The sequence below is a fragment of the Cupriavidus sp. WS genome (assembly GCF_000395345.1).
Lineage (GTDB): Bacteria > Pseudomonadota > Gammaproteobacteria > Burkholderiales > Burkholderiaceae > Cupriavidus > Cupriavidus basilensis_B.
This window is the reverse complement of sequence record NZ_AQPL01000201.1, coordinates 18696-33796: the sequence shown is the minus strand read 5'-3', so window position 1 is coordinate 33796 and position 15101 is coordinate 18696. Positions and strand designations below refer to the sequence as shown.

16 protein-coding genes are annotated in these 15101 nt (G+C 73.1%); 9 read left to right on the top strand and 7 right to left on the bottom strand.

Going from position 1 to position 15101, the window contains the following annotated elements; translation table 11 throughout:
* Positions 1 to 67 precede the first annotated feature (67 nt).
* Positions 68 to 574: a GNAT family N-acetyltransferase gene (locus K206_RS0116960; protein ID WP_020203589.1), complete on the top strand. Its 507-nt coding sequence runs from the start codon at positions 68 to 70 to the stop codon at positions 572 to 574.
* A 24-nt stretch (positions 575 to 598) separates the two neighbouring features.
* Here the strand turns inward: K206_RS0116960 and K206_RS0116955 are convergent, their stop codons facing one another.
* From K206_RS0116955 to K206_RS0116945, 3 genes are all read right to left on the bottom strand, one after another.
* Positions 599 to 1711, bottom strand: coding sequence for an alkene reductase (locus K206_RS0116955; protein WP_020203588.1), 1113 nt, complete (start codon positions 1709 to 1711; stop codon positions 599 to 601).
* A 61-nt stretch (positions 1712 to 1772) separates the two neighbouring features.
* Positions 1773 to 2975, bottom strand: coding sequence for a S9 family peptidase (locus K206_RS0116950; RefSeq protein ID WP_020203587.1), 1203 nt, complete (start codon positions 2973 to 2975; stop codon positions 1773 to 1775).
* Positions 2976 to 3029: 54 nt separating this feature from the next.
* On the bottom strand, positions 3030 to 4223 hold the full coding sequence (locus K206_RS0116945; protein WP_020203586.1) for an FAD-dependent monooxygenase: 1194 nt from the start codon (positions 4221 to 4223) through the stop codon (positions 3030 to 3032).
* Positions 4224 to 4348: 125 nt separating this feature from the next.
* On the opposite strand from K206_RS0116945, the gene K206_RS0116940 reads away from it, so the two are divergent.
* The gene (locus K206_RS0116940) at positions 4349 to 5269 is read left to right on the top strand and encodes a LysR family transcriptional regulator (RefSeq protein WP_020203585.1); all 921 of its coding nucleotides are present in this window, start codon (positions 4349 to 4351) and stop codon (positions 5267 to 5269) included.
* A gap of 46 nt (positions 5270 to 5315) precedes the next feature.
* Here K206_RS0116940 and phnN read toward each other — a convergent pair whose 3' ends face one another.
* From phnN to phnF, 4 genes are all read right to left on the bottom strand, one after another.
* Complete coding sequence (gene phnN / locus K206_RS0116935; RefSeq protein WP_020203584.1) at positions 5316 to 5957, bottom strand: phosphonate metabolism protein/1,5-bisphosphokinase (PRPP-forming) PhnN; 642 nt, start codon at positions 5955 to 5957, stop codon at positions 5316 to 5318.
* Positions 5954 to 6688 (bottom strand): DUF1045 domain-containing protein, encoded by a 735-nt coding sequence (locus K206_RS0116930; protein ID WP_020203583.1) that lies wholly within the window; start codon positions 6686 to 6688, stop codon positions 5954 to 5956. Before K206_RS0116930 ends, phnN begins: the two co-directional genes overlap by 4 nt.
* 20 nt (positions 6689 to 6708) lie before the next feature.
* Positions 6709 to 7902, bottom strand: coding sequence for an alpha-D-ribose 1-methylphosphonate 5-triphosphate diphosphatase (locus tag K206_RS0116925; protein ID WP_020203582.1), 1194 nt, complete (start codon positions 7900 to 7902; stop codon positions 6709 to 6711).
* Positions 7903 to 8047: 145 nt separating this feature from the next.
* On the bottom strand, positions 8048 to 8782 hold the full coding sequence (phnF, locus tag K206_RS0116920) for a phosphonate metabolism transcriptional regulator PhnF (RefSeq protein WP_020423817.1): 735 nt from the start codon (positions 8780 to 8782) through the stop codon (positions 8048 to 8050).
* A gap of 197 nt (positions 8783 to 8979) precedes the next feature.
* Between phnF and phnG the strand changes: the two genes are divergently transcribed.
* The 7 genes from phnG (at position 8980) to K206_RS0116885 (ending at position 15069) form a co-directional block, all read left to right on the top strand.
* Complete coding sequence (gene phnG / locus K206_RS0116915) at positions 8980 to 9492, top strand: phosphonate C-P lyase system protein PhnG (RefSeq protein WP_020203580.1); 513 nt, start codon at positions 8980 to 8982, stop codon at positions 9490 to 9492.
* Positions 9493 to 9565: 73 nt separating this feature from the next.
* A complete protein-coding gene (gene phnH / locus K206_RS0116910; RefSeq protein WP_020203579.1) occupies positions 9566 to 10144 on the top strand; it encodes a phosphonate C-P lyase system protein PhnH in 579 nt (192 codons plus the stop codon).
* A 1-nt stretch (position 10145) separates the two neighbouring features.
* Entirely contained in the window at positions 10146 to 11291 is a 1146-nt protein-coding gene (locus K206_RS0116905; protein ID WP_020203578.1) for a carbon-phosphorus lyase complex subunit PhnI, read from the top strand.
* A complete protein-coding gene (locus K206_RS0116900; RefSeq protein WP_020203577.1) occupies positions 11288 to 12238 on the top strand; it encodes an alpha-D-ribose 1-methylphosphonate 5-phosphate C-P-lyase PhnJ in 951 nt (316 codons plus the stop codon). The genes K206_RS0116905 and K206_RS0116900 overlap by 4 nt, the downstream gene beginning before the upstream one ends.
* Positions 12235 to 13017 carry a phosphonate C-P lyase system protein PhnK gene (gene phnK / locus K206_RS0116895; protein WP_020203576.1) on the top strand — a complete coding sequence of 261 codons (783 nt, stop codon included), beginning with the start codon at positions 12235 to 12237 and terminating at the stop codon, positions 13015 to 13017. Before K206_RS0116900 ends, phnK begins: the two co-directional genes overlap by 4 nt.
* A gap of 2 nt (positions 13018 to 13019) precedes the next feature.
* Complete coding sequence (phnL, locus tag K206_RS0116890) at positions 13020 to 13802, top strand: phosphonate C-P lyase system protein PhnL (RefSeq protein WP_020203575.1); 783 nt, start codon at positions 13020 to 13022, stop codon at positions 13800 to 13802.
* 43 nt (positions 13803 to 13845) lie between these two features.
* On the top strand, positions 13846 to 15069 hold the full coding sequence (locus K206_RS0116885; RefSeq protein WP_020203574.1) for an alpha-D-ribose 1-methylphosphonate 5-triphosphate diphosphatase: 1224 nt from the start codon (positions 13846 to 13848) through the stop codon (positions 15067 to 15069).
* The last annotated feature ends 32 nt before the right edge of the window (positions 15070 to 15101 follow it).

Genomic DNA, 15101 nt, shown 5'->3' with positions numbered 1-15101 from the left:
CCGCCGCTGGAACATTCCCTGCCGATCGTGGCGCGCTGCCTGCGCCGGCCGGCACAGGCAGCCTGACATGGCCGAGGACAATGCGCCGGGCCGGGGCGATGTCGTGTCCGCCGCGCCGGGCGCGCTGACGCTGCACGAAGTCACCGGCACCGACGCCGAGCTGGCGCAGGTGGCCGCGCTGCTGTCCGAGATGGACGGCGAGGCGCCGCTGCCGCTGCCGCGCATGCGCGCGCTGTTCGCCCGCGTGCGGGCCGTGCCCGACTATCGCTGCTACCTGATGCGCGATGCCGGCGGCGCGGCGCTGGGCACCTTCAGCCTGCTGGTGTTTCCGGTGCTGGTGCACGCCGGGCACAACGAGGCCGTCATCGAAGGCGTGGTGGTCACGCAGAGCGCGCGCGGCGGCGGCGTCGGCTCGGCCATGATGGATGCCGCCATGCGGCTGGCGCGCGAGGCCGGCGCGGACAAGCTGGCGCTGTCGTCCAACGGGCGCCGCCTGCAGGCGCACCAGTTCTACCGCCGGCTCGGCTTCCGCGAGCACGGCATCAGCTTCAGCATCGACCTGGCCGGAGGCTGAGCCGCCAGCCGGTCCGCCTGCCGTTCAGCCGAGCGCCGGATAGTCGGTGTAGCCGCGGCTGTCGCCGCCGAAGAAGCTGGCCGCGTCGGGCGTGTTGAGCGGGTGGCCGCCGCGCAGGCGCGCGGGCAGGTCGGGGTTGGCGATGAACAGGCGGCCGAAGGCGATCAGGTCGGCCCGGCCGCTGGCCAGCGCCTGCTCGGCGGCCTCGCCGTCGTAGCCGCCGGCCAGCATCAGCACGCCGCGGTAGGCCGCGCGCATCTGGCCGATGATGGCGTCGCGGCGCGGGTCGGCGCTCTCGTCCTTCACGGTTCCCGCGATGGCCGGCTCCACCAGGTGGAGATAAGCCAGGTTCCAGTCGTTGAGCCGGCTCGCGATATGGCCGAAGGTGGCCTCCGGGGTGTCGTCGCCCATGCCCATGAAGCGCCCCATCGGCGTGAGCCGCACGCCGACGCGCCCGGCGCCCACTTCGTCCGTCACGGCTGCCACCACTTCCAGCAGCAGGCGCGCGCGGTTCTCGATGCTGCCGCCGTAGGCGTCCTGGCGGTGGTTGCTGCTGCTGTTGATGAACTGGTCGAGCAGGTAGCCGTTGCCGGCGTGGATCTCCACGCCGTCCATGCCGGCGCGCATCGCGTTGCGCGCGGCGCGCCGGTAGTCGGCGACGATGGCGCCGATGTCTTCCACCGTGAGTTCGCGCGGCACCGGGATGTCGCCCCAGGCGCCCTTGCCCTGTTCGTCGATGATGAAGGTCTTGCCCGGCACGGGCAGGGCGCTGGGCGCGACCGGCAGCGCGCCGTCGGGCTGGAACATCGGGTGCGAGACGCGGCCGACGTGCCAGAGCTGCATGAAGATGGTGCCGCCCTGGCCGTGCACGGCGTCGCTGACCGCGCGCCAGGCCTCGACCTGCGCGTCGCTGTAGATGCCGGGCGTCCACGCATATCCCTGGCCTTGCCGCGAGATCTGCGTGGCCTCGGTGACGATGAACGCGGCGCCGGCGCGCTGCCGGTAGTATTCGGCGTTCATGGCGGTGGGCACGTCGCCGGGCTGGCCGGCGCGCGAGCGCGTCAGCGGCGCCATGACGACGCGGTGCTTCAGGGTGAGCGGGCCGAGCGCGATCGGCCGGAAGAGGTGCTGGTTCATGGTCTTGCTCCGTGGGGTGAGGGGGTGCCGCCGCGCGGCGCGCGGCAGCCCGCGGCAGGGGTCAGGCGCGGGCCAGGGTGTCGTCGAGCCAGTCGAAGATGGTCTGGTGGGCGCGGTACATCGCGCCCATGTGGCAATGCTCGCCGGCGCCTTCGGCCTCGGTCAGCGTCACCAGCGCCTTGGGCGCGTTCAGCGCCGCGTGGATCGCCTGGGGCTGGCCCTTGAGGAACTGGTCGTTCTCGGCGTCGAGCACCAGCGTGGCGGCGCGGATGTCGCCGGCCACGCCGGCGAGCGTGTAGCGCCGCGTCAGGCGCACGAACTCGCTGGGCGAGGACGTGCCGAAGGTCCACATGCCGTTCTGCATGGCCCAGCGCGCGCCGGTCTTGGCGAGCATCAGCATGCGCAGCACCGCGTCGGCTTCGGCGTCCTTGTGCGCGCCGATCCAGTCCAGCAGGAACGGCGGCAGCATGTGCTCGAAGGCGGCGTGGAAGTCCAGGATGCCGTCGTCGAGGATGATCGCGGCGGGGCGGTGGTCGAAGGCCGCGGCGCGGGCGACCAGGTAGCCGCCGAGGCTGTAGCCGAACAGGGCGATCCTGGCGGGGTCGACTTCCGGGCGCGTGAGCGCGAAGTCGATGACCGGCGTGATGACGTGCTCCCAGTCGTGGCGGAACGGCAGCCCGGCGCGGCGGATCGCCGCGCCCTGGCCGGGGCCGTCGAAGGCCAGCACGTTGTAGCCGCGCCGCAGGGCCGCGGCGCCGATCGCCACGTACGACTCTTCCTGCGTCGAATCGAAGCCGTTGTTGTAGATGACGGTGGGGCGCGGCTCGCCGGTGCTGTCCGCCAGGAACAGGTAGCCGGGCAGCGTGGTGCCCTCGTAGGGGATCTCGACGATCTCGAACGGCGTGTCGAGCAGTTGCGCGGCCTGGATGAAGGTCTGCGTGGAGCGGCCCGACAGCCGCGCGACGTCGGCGTCGCCCACGGGCGCGGCGCGCTTGAAGAACTCCGCCGTGCGGTAGTAGTTGGAGGCGCGCAGGAACGCTTCGCGCGCGCTCACGCGGTGCCCCGCGGCGAGCGCGTTTTCGCCGATGCGGGCCACGCGGTCGGCGGTGGCTTCCCACTGCTTCAGCCAGGCGGCTTCGTCGCCTTCGGGAATGGCGCGCGCGGTGACGATGACCTCGCCGAGATCGGCGCCGCCGTAGTTGGCGAAGCCGGCGGTGCGCAGGGTTTCGAAAGAGAACGATTCGTCGTCGAAGAGGAATTTCATGGCATGGCTCCTTGGCTCGGGTGGAAAAAAGACCTGGGTGTGGCGCGTGGGCGGCTAGCCCACGCCGACGGGATGGGCGGCATGAAACAGCAGGCGCTGGCCGATGTCGCGGCCGTGGTCGCGCAGGCGCTGGCCCAGCAGCACCTGCTGCGGCTCCCAGCTAGCCAGCGCGCGGTCGGGGTCGTCCGGGAAGGCGCGCAGGGCGGCGGCGAGCGCGATGGCGTTGGCGGCGGCCTTCGAGGTGCTGGCGGCGGTATGCGGGCGGGGAATCGAGGCGGCGTCGCCCAGCAGGATCACGCGGCCGTCGACCATGTGGTCCACCGCGAGGTCGCGGATGGCCTGGGCGAAGGGCTGCGCGGTGGCCCTGACCACCGCGCGGAACGGCGCGGGCAGCAGCGCGTCGGCCTCGCGGTAGACGTGCTCGCGCCACGCCGGCGCCAGCAGGCCTTCGGGGATGGCGTGGCCGCGCTGGCGCCCGGTTGCGTCGGTCATGATGCTGCGCAGTTGCGTGGCGCCGGCCACGCGGTACCAGACCCAGTTGTAGAGGCGGTGCCCGGGGCGCGTGTCGTTGCCCGGGCCGGGCACGAGATAACCGAGGATATGGGAGCCGCGGTTGTTGGCGAAGCCGAAGTCGCCATGCAGGGCCTCCCGGGCGACGGCCGGCATGGCGTCCTCGGGCAGCAGGCCGCGCCAGGCGAGGTAGCCGGCGTAGGACGGCTGGGCGAGCGGCCACAGTTGCCGGCGGATGCGCGAGTTGCCGCCGTCCGCGCCGACCAGCAGGTCGGCGCTTGCCTGCGTGCCGTCCTCGAAGATCGCCATGACGCGCCGGTCGGCAAGCTGGCGGACCTCGGCCAGCGCGCGGCCCTGGTGATAGTGCGCCGCGCCGAACGCCTGGCGCAGCGTCGAATAGATCAGCGACCACGAGGTCTGCGTCTGCGGCGCGTCCCGGCGGCTCTGGACCGAGCCGTCGGGGCGCAGCACCACGCGCGCTTGCGAGCCCACGCCCAGCGCGCTGTCCGGCAGCGTCACGCCGGACAGCCGGAAGGCCTCGACGACCTCGGGCTGCAGCACGATGCCGCCGCCGCGGCTGTCGAGGTCGCGCGGGGAGCGTTCGTAGATGTCGGCCTCCCAGCCGGCGCGGCGCAGCAGGTTGCCGGCGAACAGGCCGCCGAGCGAGCCGCCGACGACGAGCGCGCGCCGCCGGGACGGGGTCTCGGGGCGGGGAGGCTGGGGGCGGGAGGCTGGCATGGTCGGCTCCGGGGTGCGGTGGTGGTGTTGACGCCCTCACTTTAGGCCGTAGCGACGGCGCTGATAATCGGGTAAGGTTCGGCAGGTGCGTTGCGCTGTACGCAACGATAAACCGGACCCCGTGCATGGACACATTCGCTGCCTTGAAGGCTTTCGTGGCGGTCATCGAGGAAGGCGGCTTCGCGCCCGCGGCGCGGCGCATGGGCGTGGCCACGTCGTCGGTCACGCGGCAGGTGGACGCGCTGGAGACCAGCCTCGGCACGCAGCTGCTGAACCGCTCGACGCGCAGCGTGACGCTGACCAGCGTGGGCGAGAGCTACCTGGAGCACGCGGTGCGCATCCTGGGCGACCTGGAGAGCGCCAACCTGGAGGCCGGCGAGGCCGCCGGGCCGCCGCGCGGGCTGCTGCGGGCGAGCCTGCCGGTGGCGTTCGCGCGCCTGCACATCGCGCCGGCATTGCCCGAGTTTGCGCGCATGTATCCCGGCATCCGGCTCGATCTCACCATGACCGACGACGTGGTCGACCTGGTGGCGCAGCGGCTGGACCTGGCGATCCGGCTGGGCAGCGTCGACGCCCCCAGCCTGGTGGCGCGCAGGATGGCGCCGCACCGGCGGCTGGTGTGCGCGAGCCCGGACTACCTGGCCCGGCGCGGCGAGCCGCAGGCGCCCGCCGAACTGGCCGGGCACGACTGCCTGACCTTCTCCTACGCGCGCGGCAGCAGCATCTGGCGCTTCTCGGGGCGCTCGGACGAGGCGGTGCGCGTCGGCGGCAGCCTGCGCGCGAACAATTCGGAGATGCTGCGGGAGGCCGCCATCGGCGGCATGGGGCTGATCCTGATGCCGAGCTGGCTGGTCGGCGCCGACATCGAGGCCGGCCGGCTGCGCGCCGTGCTGCCGGGCTGGGAGGCGGGGCTGGGCGCGGGCGGGGCGATCCAGGCGGTCTACCTGCCGAACCGGCGCGCCTCGCAGAAGGTGCGCGCGTTCGTGGACTTCTTCATCGAGCGTTTCGGCGCGCCGCCGTACTGGGACCGGCAGGGCAACGCCTGAATGGCGCGGTGGCGGCCGGCTGCGCGCCGCCGCCGCCGCGTGACATTCAGGCGCGCCGCGCGGCCGGCAGCCCGGTGTCTCCGCCGGCACCTTCCTGTGCTTCCCGCACGACTTCCAGCAAGCGCTGCGCCGCCGTCTCCAGCCTGCCGCTGTTGTCGATTTCGGTGAAGCGGCATCCCGCCGGCACGGCAAACGGCTCGGCCGCGCGCGCCAGGCGCCGGGCGATGTCGGCTTCGTCCTCGCGGCCGCGCTGGCGCAGGCGCTGCGCCAGGACCTCGGGCCGCACGCCGACCTGCACCGCGTGCAGGCCGGGGTAGCGCGCGTGCGCCTGCGCGAGGTATTCGCGCGAGCCGTTGACGACCACGCACAGGCCCCGCGCCAGCCAGTGGTCGAGCTCGATGCCGATGCCGTAATGCAGGCCGTGGCTGTCCCACTGCAGCGCGAAGCAGCCCAGCGCCGCGCGGCGCGCGAACTCGGCCGGCGTGATGGCGACGCTGGCCTCGTCGGCGCCGCTGGCGCGCGTGATGTAGCGGTGCGCGATCACCACGCGCTCGCCGGGGCGCAGGCGCTCGTGCAGCGCGCGCAACAGCGAGTCCTTGCCGCTGCCCGACGGGCCCATCAGGTAGACCAGCTGGCGGCCGGCGTCGCTCGTGACATCGCTCGTGACATCGCTGATGCCGCCGCTCATGCCGCCTCCTCCAGCAGGGCCGCGCCGGCGGCGTCGGCGGTGCTGCCGTCGAAGCCGTAGTGGCGCGCGGCCACGAACGGCGCGTCGGGCGCGGGCTGGACGAACAGGCTCACGTCGCGCACGGGCATCGGCGTGGCCAGCAGGTGGCCGGCGTGCGCCTGCAGCAGCGCGGTGGCGGCGGCCTGGTCGGCCGCGTCGAGCTGGCCGCTGAGCGTGATGTGGAAGATGAAGGTCTCGAACGCATAGGGGTAGCCCCAGGCTGCGAGCATGCGGCGCGCTTCGGGCTGCAGCGCGTCGGGCTTGCGGCGCGCGATTTCCGCGCTGGTGGGCTGGGCGCGGAATGCGTCGAGCTCGCGCACGGCGGCGTCCGCCAGCGCGTGCATGCGCGCGTTGGCGGCGTGGTCGTCGCCCAGGCACCAGGCCAGGAAGCCGCGCAGGTTGCGCAGCGCCAGCGGCACCGCGAACGGATGGCGGTCGAGCGCGAATGCGCGCAGGGCGGCGTCGAGCGCGGTGGGCGTGCGGCCGGGCGCGAGGCGGAACGGCGCCTTGAGCGTGGCGTGCAGGCCGTAGTGCGCGGGCGCCTCGGTCCAGCGCGCGAGGCGCGCATCGCCGGCGAGGCGCTCGACCGGGGCGCCGGTCTCGGCGCTGCGGCCGAGCCAGCGCGCGCCGAGGTCGCGCCACGGCGCCGCGGGAGTGAGGTAGATGGCGTAGCGGTAGGCGGGCGGCTGCATCGGGCTGGGCGGGCGTGGGGTCAGGCGGCGCGGCGCTCGCCGCCGGCTTGCTGCAGCGGGAAGGCGCGCGTGGCGTGGTGCAGGACGCCGCCGACGATGGTGGCGCAGACCTGGGGCAGGGCGGGGTTGCGGTCGTCGACCAGGATGGCGTCGGCGCGCAGGCCGGGGCCGAGCGTGCCGCGGTCGGTCAGGCCGGCGGCGCGGGCCGGGTTGCGCGAGACCAGGTCCCACGCGGCCGGCAGCGGCAGCACGCCGAGCTGGGCGACGCGGAAGGCGGCCTGCAGCGGCGCCGGGTAGTAGTAGTCGGAGGCGAGCACGTCGCACAGGCCCGCGGCGATCATCTCGGTGGCGTCGGGCGCGCCGGTGTGGCTGCCGCCGCGCACCACGTTGGGCGCGCCGAACACGGTCAGGTTGCGCAGCGCGCGCGCCGCGCGGGCCACGTCCACGGTCAGCGGGAACTCGGCGACGAGGCAGCCCTGCTGGTGGAAGCCCTGGCGCGTGGCGGCGTCGCCGTCGTCGTGGGAGGCCACCTGCAGGCCGGCCGCGCGCGCCGCGGCGATCAGGCGGGCCACGGTGGCGGGCACCTCGCCGGCGCGCGCGGCGGCCTGCTCCAGGCGAGCGCGGAAGGTGGCCGTGTCGCACTCGGCGCGCTCGGCGTAGCCGGCGAGCTTGCGCGTGTCCTGCATGCGCCGGAGCATCATCGGCAGGTGATCGTTGATGGCCAGGAAGCGCACCTTGCCGCTGGCGATCCACGCCAGCGCGGTGTCCAGCCCGCCCACGTGGTGCGCCTCGAAGCGCAGGTGCACGTGGTGCTGCGCGCCCAGCGCGCCGCGCATGCGCTCCAGCCCGTCGAACATGCGCTCGGCATAGGCCTCGCCGCGCAGCCCGCCTTCCCACGACAGCGTGACGCCGTGCAGCTCGGTGGTGATGCCGTGCGACAGCAGCTGGCGGTCCACGTCGAACAGCGCGCCGGCGTACGGGAAGCTGACGCCGGGGCGCGGCATCACCGCGCGCTCGAAGGCGTCGCCGTGGATGTCGACGATGCCGGGCAGCACCAGCAGGTCGCCGGCGTCGAGCGTGGGGCCGGCGGCGCCGGGCGCGCCGATGCAGCCGTCGCGGAACGCCAGGCTGGCCGGCGCGATGCCGCCGGCGGTGAGGACGCGCCGGCCGCTGAGGCCGGCGAGAGTGGGATGAGGGGCGAGAGTGGTATCCATGCTGGCGACCTTAGCGTGGTCAGATGACAAGCGGATGTCTAGACCAATTTTGTTGCTCGGGCGGCCATCGCATGATGCGGCAATGGCCTGGAAAACGATGCGGCTGCCCGGCGCCCGGCGGCGCCGGTTTTCCTGTGCGGGCCTCTCAGTCCTGGTCGGCCACGGTCAGTTGCACCCAGTCGCCGGCGAAGCGCACCACGCTGTAGTGCAGCGGCGTGCCGGCGGTATCGACGTTGAGCGCTTCCACCTGCAGGATGGGCCGCGTCTTGGGCTGGTTGAGCTGGCGCGCCACCGGCGCGGTCGGCATGGCCGCGGTGATGCGCGACCACTTGCGGGTGTAGTCGGCCACGCCGAAATGCGCGAGCGCCTTGGAGATCGACTGGCGCGCGCGCAACTGCGCCTCGAGCTCGGGGAAGCGCGCCGCGTCGAAGTAGTGCTCGGCCACGTCGATGGTGCGCGCCTCGGCCTTGCCGAGCATCTGCACGCGCAGGATCTGGGCGTTGCGCGCCAGCCCCAGGTGCTTGGCGATCTCGGGCGCGCGCAGGGTCTGCGACTCGATCACCTCGACGTGGCCGCGCACGCCCTGGCTGGCCAGGTTCTGCGAGAAGCGCGTGCGCCGCCCGATGGCGTAGTCGATCGCGTGCTCCTGCACGAAGGTGCCGCGGCCCTGCTCGATGCGCACCAGCCCGTTCTGCTCCAGCTCGCCCATCGCGCGGCGGATGGTGTGGCGGTTGACGGCGAAGCGGCTGGCCAGCTCCGGCTCCGGCGGCAGGCGCTCGCCGGGCTCGTAGAGCTTGTTGCGGATGTCGAGCGCAAGGGCCTCGCCGATCTGGCGCCACACCGCGACTCCCGAACCCCGTTCGACTTCCTGTTCCAGCATCGTTTCCCGTCCCTTCGTCATCCAGCGTTCATCATCGGCATGCTTCAATGGAATGCGATTGTGCCTCAACGGCGCGCCGCGTGCGTCGATCCGGACAAGCTGGCGGGCCGTCATGAAAGATTCATCTGCCTGTGGTCTAGTTCGGTCGGTGGATGGTATTCTACATCTAAACGTATAGACGTATAGGGGATGTACAGATGGATCGAACCGATACCGAAGATACCGAACGCACCGCCGGCGCCCCGCGCGGACTCGCGGCGGAGCAGGCGGCGCGCGCCGCCTGGCTGCGCGAGCTGGCGCTGGCCGCGCCGGAGGCGCTCGAACAGGCCTTCGGCGGGCTCGGCACGCTGCCCGCCCACCGGCTGCTGCGCAAGCCCGAGAGCGGCATGGCGATGGTGCGCGGCCGTGCCGGCGGCGCCGGCGCGCAGTTCAACCTGGGCGAAGTCAGCGTCACGCGCTGCGCGGTGACGATGGCGTCGGACGAGGGCGGCGTGGTCGGCGTGGGTTATGTGCAGGGCCGCACCCACCGCCAGGCGGAACAGATCGCGGTGCTGGACGCGCTGCTGCAGCTGCCCGGCTGGCACGAGCGCGTGCAGGCCGCGGTGGTCGCCCCGCTGGCGCAGGCGCGCGCGGCGCGCGACGCGCGGCAGGCGGCGGTAGCGGCACAGACCAAGGTGGAGTTTTTTACGATGGTGCGTGGAGAGGATTGAGATGCCAGGCCAAGCGATTGCCGCCCCGGCGGCAGGTAGTGACAACGCGGCCGCGGGCCGTGCCGGCGCGGCGATGCTGCTGCCCGGCTTCGACGACGCGGTGACGTCGGCGCAGCGCACCTTCCGCGCCGCGCTGGACGCGATGTCGCGTCCCGGCAGCGTGCGCGAGCTGCATGAGCCTTGCGGCGTGCCGCACGGCCTGTCGCCGGCGCTGAGCGCGCTGCTGCTGACGCTGGTGGACGCCGACACGCCGCTGTGGCTGCCGCCCGGCACGCCCGCGGCGGTGCGCGCCTTCCTGCGCTTCCATTGCGGCTGCCCGCTGGTGGACGAGGTGGCGCGGGCGGCCTTCGTGGCGGTGCCGGCGGGCCATGCCGCGCCGGACCTCGCGGACTGCGCCCAGGGCGATCCGGCCTACCCGGACCGCTCCGCCACGCTGCTGCTGGAAGTGGCCTCGCTGGCGGACGGCCCGGCGGCGACGCTGCGCGGCCCCGGCATCGAGCACGAGGCCACGCTGCGCGCGCAGGGCCTGCCCGCCGCTTTCTGGACCCAGTGGCGGGACAACCACGCGCGTTTCCCGCTCGGCGTCGACGTGCTGCTGACCAGCGGCCACGCCCTGAGCGCGCTGCCGCGCACCACCCAGGTGGAGGCCTGACATGTACGTAGCCGTCAAAGGTGGCGAACGCGCCATCCTGAATTCCTATCGCATGCTCGACGACTACCGCCGCGGCGACCGCGCCGTGCCGGAGCTGACGCTGGCGCAGGTGCGCGAGCAGATGCCGCTGGCGGTGTCGCGCGTGATGGCCGAGGGCTCGCTGTACGACCCGCACCTCGCCGCGCTGGCCATCAAGCAGGCCGCGGGCGACCTGATCGAGGCCGTGTTCCTGCTGCGCGCCTACCGCACCACGCTGCCGCGCTTCGGTTATTGCGCGCCGCTCGATACCGGCACCATGCGCCTGCAGCGCCGGATCTCGTCGACCTTCAAGGACGTGCCGGGCGGGCAGGTGCTCGGGCCGACCTACGACTACACCCAGCGCCTGCTCGACTTCACGCTGGAGGCCGAGCGCGACTCCGCGCCGCTGCCGCCCGCGCAGGCGACGCTGGATGCGCGCATGCCGCGCGTGACCGACCTGCTGCGCCAGGAATCGCTGATCGAGCCGGAGACCGTGCCGGCCGGCGACCCGGCCCCGCCCGACCTGACGCGCGAGCCGCTGGCATTGCCGGCGGCGCGCCCCGCGCGCCTGCAGAACCTGGCGCGCGCCGACGAAGGCTTCCTGCTGTCGATGGGCTATTCCACCCAGCGCGGCTACGGCAACTCGCACCCGTTCGCGGCCGAGATCCGCTACGGCCAGGCGGAGGTGGAGCTGTTCGTGGAGGAGCTTGGCTTTGCCGTGACCATCGGCGAGGTCGAAGTCACCGAGTGCCAGATGGTCAGCCAGTTCGCCGGTAACGCGCAGGAGGGGCCGAGCTTCACGCGCGGCTACGGCCTGGTGTTCGGCTACGGCGAGCGCAAGGCCATGTCGATGGCGCTGGCCGACCGCGCCATGCGCGCCGCCGAACTGGGCGAGGCCGCCGACGCGCCCGCCAACGACATCGAGTTCATGCTCTACCACAGCGACAACGTGGAAGCGTCCGGCTTCACGCAGCATCTGAAGCTGCCGCACTACGTGGACTTCCAGACCAACCTCGAACTGCTGCGCCGGCTGCGCGCCGAGCGCGCCCAGGCCGCGCCGGCCGAGCCCGAAGCGGACGCCCGGCCCGCGCAGGACGGCCCGCAAGCGCAGGAGGCACTCGCATCATGACCAACGCCAGCACGACCCCCAACGAGAATGCCGCGCCCGACGCCGTGGTGCGCGACGAGCACTACAACTTCGGCTACCTCGACGAATCCACCAAGCGCATGCTGCGCCGCGCGCTGCTCAAGGCGGTGGCGATCCCCGGCTACCAGGTGCCGTTCGGCAGCCGCGAGATGCCGCTGCCCTACGGCTGGGGCACCGGCGGCATCCAGGTCACGGCCTCCGTCATCGGCGGCGACGACGTGCTCAAGGTGATCGACCAGGGCTCGGACGACACCACCAACGCCATCAACATCCGCCGCTTCTTCGGCCGCGTCACCGGCGTGCGCACCACCGAGCGCACCGCCGAGGCCAGCATCGTGCAGACCCGCCACCGCATCCCCGAGACGCCGCTGGCGGCCGGGCAGATCATGGTGTTCCAGGTGCCTATCCCTGAGCCGCTGCGCTGGCTGGAGCCGAGCGAGACCGAGACGCGCACCATGCACGCGCTGGCCGAATACGGCGCCATGCACGTCAAGCTGTACGAGGACATCGCGCGCCACGGCCGCATCGCCACCACCTACGACTACCCGGTGATGGTGAACCGGCGCTACATGATGCGGCCCTCGCCGATCCCCAAGTTCGACAACCCCAAGCTGGACCACAGCCCGGCGCTGATGCTGTTCGGCGCGGGGCGCGAGAAGCGCGTCTACGCGGTGCCGCCGTACACCAGCGTCAAGAGCCTGGACTTCGACGACCATCCGTTCGCGGTGGAGACCTGGGCCGGCTGCTGCGAGCTGTGCGGCTCGACCGACAGCTATCTCGACGAGATCATCATCGACGACGCGGGCGGGCGCATGTTCGTCTGCTCCGACACCGAATACTGCGCCACGCGCCAGGAGCAGGGCCTGACCGGCCCGGCCAACGCCGCGGACAGCGCCGGTAGCACCAGCACCAGCAAGGAGCCAGCATGAGCCGCACCGACCAGCCGCTGTTGTCCGTGCGCGGCCTGACCCGCACCTGGGACGGCGTGCACGGCTGCCACGACGTGAGCTTCGACCTGTTCCCCGGCGAGGTGCTGTGCGTGGTGGGCGAATCCGGCTCGGGCAAGAGCACGCTGCTGCAGGCGGTGTCGTGGCAGGCCGCGCCCGAGGCGGGCAGCGTCAGCTACGACACCCGCGAGCAGGGCCTGACCGACCTCGCCACGCTGTCGGACGCGCGCCTGCGGCTGCTGGCGCGCACCGACTGGGGCTTCGTGCGGCAGAACGCGCGCGACGGCCTGCGCATGCGCGTGAGCGCCGGCGCCAACATCGCCGAGCGCCTGATGGCGGTGGGCGGGCGCCACTACGGCGAGCTGCGCCAGGTGGCCGGCACCTGGATGGAGCGCATGGAGCTGGACCTCGGCCGCCTGGACGACGCGCCGGCCAGCTTCTCGGGCGGCATGCAGCAGCGCCTGCAGATCGCCCGCAACCTGGTCACGCATCCGCGCCTGGTGTTCATGGACGAGCCCACCGCCTCGCTCGACGTGTCCGTGCAGGCGCGCCTGCTGGACCTGCTGCGCGGCCTGGTGGCCGACCTGGGGCTGGCCGCCATCATCGTCACCCACGACCTCGCCGTGGCGCGCCTGCTGGCGCACCGCACGCTGGTGATGCAGGGCGGGCGCGTGGTGGAAAGCGGCCTGACCGACCAGATCCTCGACGACCCGCACCACCCGTACACCCAGTTGCTGGTGTCCTCCATCCTGCAGAGCTGAACATGACGCAAGACTTCGACACCAATCTCGCCGCCAACGCTGCCGATGCCGGCGACCCGCGCCGCATCGCGGTGCGCGGCCTGGGCAAGACCTTCGTGCTGCACAACCAGGGCGGCACGCGCCTGCCGGTGCTGCAGGCCATCGACTTCGACGCCGCCGCCGGCGAATGCGTGGTGCTGGCCGGCAGCTCCGGCGCGGGCAAGAGCACGCTGCTGCGCTGCCTGTACGGCAACTACCTGGCCACCGAAGGCAGCATCCGCATCCGCGACGACGCCGAGTGGGTGGAACTGACCCGCGCGCCCGAGCAGCGCATCCTGCGGCTGCGGCGCGAGGTGATCGGCTACGTCAGCCAGTTCCTGCGCGTGATCCCGCGCGTGAGCACGCTCGACGTGGTGGCCGAGCCGCTGCAGCAGCGCGGCGCCAGTTTCGAGGAAGCGCGCGAGCGCGCCGCCGTGCTGCTGGCGCGGCTGCAGGTGCCGGGCCGGCTGTGGGCGCTGCCGCCGGCCACCTTCTCGGGCGGCGAGCAGCAGCGCGTGAACATCGCGCGCGGGCTGATCGGCGGCCATCCGGTGCTGCTGCTGGACGAACCCACGGCCTCGCTCGACGCCGACAACCGCGCGGTGGTGGTGGCGCTGATCCGCGAGGCGCTGGCCGAGGGCCGCTGCCTGGTCGGCATCTTCCACGACGAGGCGGTGCGCGATGCCGTGGCCACGCGCCTGCTGCCGCTGCACCCGGTGGCGGGCGCCGACGCGCCGGCCGGCCGGCTGTCCGCCGTGCCGGCCTGAACCTCCCGTTTTTTCCGTGCCTGACCCGTACCCGGAACCGACCATGCTTCCTGCCTACCTGACCCGCGCGCGCATCGTGCTGCCCGACGGCGTGCTGAGCGACAGCGCGCTGCTGATCGAGGACGGCCGCATCGCGGCCATCGAACCCGACGCCGCCGACGTGCCGCGCGCCGCGCAGGTCATCGACCTGCGCGGCCAGACCCTGATGCCCGGCCTGATCGACCTGCACTGCGACGCCATCGAGAAAGAAGCCGAGCCGCGCTCGCGCGTGATGTTCCCGCTGGACTTCGCCGTGGCCCAGGTGGACCGCCGCAACGCCGCGGCCGGCATCACCACGCCGTACCACGCGCTGTCGTTCGCCAGCACGCAGTTCGGCGTGCGCAACAACGAGACCGCCTCGCAGATCGTGCGCACCGTGGCCGCCTTCCGCGCGCACAGCCTGGTGGACAACCGCATCCACTGCCGCTACGAAGTCACCGACGCCAGCGCGCTGCCGGTGCTGGAGACGCTGCTCGAAGCCGGCGTGGTGGACCTGATCTCGGTGATGGACCACTCGCCGGGCCAGGGCCAGTTCAAGACGCTCGAAGCCTACGTGGCCTACATGATCGGCAACCACGACATGAGCCGCGAGGAAGCCGTCGCCGCGGCCGACAGGAAGGCCGCCGCGCAGCAGGGCGCGCTCGCGCGCGTGGAGCATCTGCTGGCGCTGGCCGCGCGCCTGGGCGTGCCGGCCGCCAGCCATGACGACGACTCGGTCCAGCGCATCGCCACCATGCAGGCGCTGGGCGTGCGCATGAGCGAGTTCCCGATCAACCTGGAGACCGCGCAGGCCGCCGTGGCGCGCGGTCTGCCGACCATCCTGGGCGCGCCCAACGTGCTGCGCGGGCAGAGCCAGAGCGGCTCGATGCGCGCCATCGACGCCATCCGCGCCGGCGTGGCCGACTGCCTGTGCTCGGACTACCAGCCCTCCACGCTGATCGCCGCGGCCTTCGCCGCCGAGCGCGAGGCGGAGCTCACGCCGTCGCAGGCGGCCGCGCTGGTCAGCGCCAACCCGGCGCTGGCCTGCGGCCTGTCCGACCGCGGCCGCATCGAGCCCGGGCTGCGCGCCGACCTGGTGGCGGTGGCCACGGTGGCGGGGCAGCCGCTGGTCACGCACACGTGGTCGTGCGGGCGGCTGGTGTTCTCGGCCGGTTATCCGGCCAGCGCCGTGAGCGCGGGCCATGCCGGCGCGGCGCCGGTGCGCGGCGAGGGGCGCGTGGCGGCGTGACCGCCCGCGCGGGTTGCGGCGCGCGGAAGGCG

Excerpts from the sequence above, each read along its gene's own strand:
- K206_RS0116960 (WP_020203589.1), top strand. The coding sequence starts at position 68 with ATGGCCGAGGACAATGCGCCGGGCCGGGGCGATGTCGTGTCCGCCGCG.
- K206_RS0116955 (WP_020203588.1), bottom strand. The coding sequence starts at position 1,711 with ATGAACCAGCACCTCTTCCGGCCGATCGCGCTCGGCCCGCTCACCCTG.
- K206_RS0116950 (WP_020203587.1), bottom strand. The coding sequence starts at position 2,975 with ATGAAATTCCTCTTCGACGACGAATCGTTCTCTTTCGAAACCCTGCGC.
- K206_RS0116945 (WP_020203586.1), bottom strand. The coding sequence starts at position 4,223 with ATGCCAGCCTCCCGCCCCCAGCCTCCCCGCCCCGAGACCCCGTCCCGG.
- K206_RS0116940 (WP_020203585.1), top strand. The coding sequence starts at position 4,349 with ATGGACACATTCGCTGCCTTGAAGGCTTTCGTGGCGGTCATCGAGGAA.
- phnN (WP_020203584.1), bottom strand. The coding sequence starts at position 5,957 with ATGAGCGGCGGCATCAGCGATGTCACGAGCGATGTCACGAGCGACGCC.
- K206_RS0116930 (WP_020203583.1), bottom strand. The coding sequence starts at position 6,688 with ATGCAGCCGCCCGCCTACCGCTACGCCATCTACCTCACTCCCGCGGCG.
- K206_RS0116925 (WP_020203582.1), bottom strand. The coding sequence starts at position 7,902 with ATGGATACCACTCTCGCCCCTCATCCCACTCTCGCCGGCCTCAGCGGC.
- phnF (WP_020423817.1), bottom strand. The coding sequence starts at position 8,782 with ATGCTGGAACAGGAAGTCGAACGGGGTTCGGGAGTCGCGGTGTGGCGC.
- phnG (WP_020203580.1), top strand. The coding sequence starts at position 8,980 with ATGGATCGAACCGATACCGAAGATACCGAACGCACCGCCGGCGCCCCG.
- phnH (WP_020203579.1), top strand. The coding sequence starts at position 9,566 with ATGCTGCTGCCCGGCTTCGACGACGCGGTGACGTCGGCGCAGCGCACC.
- K206_RS0116905 (WP_020203578.1), top strand. The coding sequence starts at position 10,146 with ATGTACGTAGCCGTCAAAGGTGGCGAACGCGCCATCCTGAATTCCTAT.
- K206_RS0116900 (WP_020203577.1), top strand. The coding sequence starts at position 11,288 with ATGACCAACGCCAGCACGACCCCCAACGAGAATGCCGCGCCCGACGCC.
- phnK (WP_020203576.1), top strand. The coding sequence starts at position 12,235 with ATGAGCCGCACCGACCAGCCGCTGTTGTCCGTGCGCGGCCTGACCCGC.
- phnL (WP_020203575.1), top strand. The coding sequence starts at position 13,020 with ATGACGCAAGACTTCGACACCAATCTCGCCGCCAACGCTGCCGATGCC.
- K206_RS0116885 (WP_020203574.1), top strand. The coding sequence starts at position 13,846 with ATGCTTCCTGCCTACCTGACCCGCGCGCGCATCGTGCTGCCCGACGGC.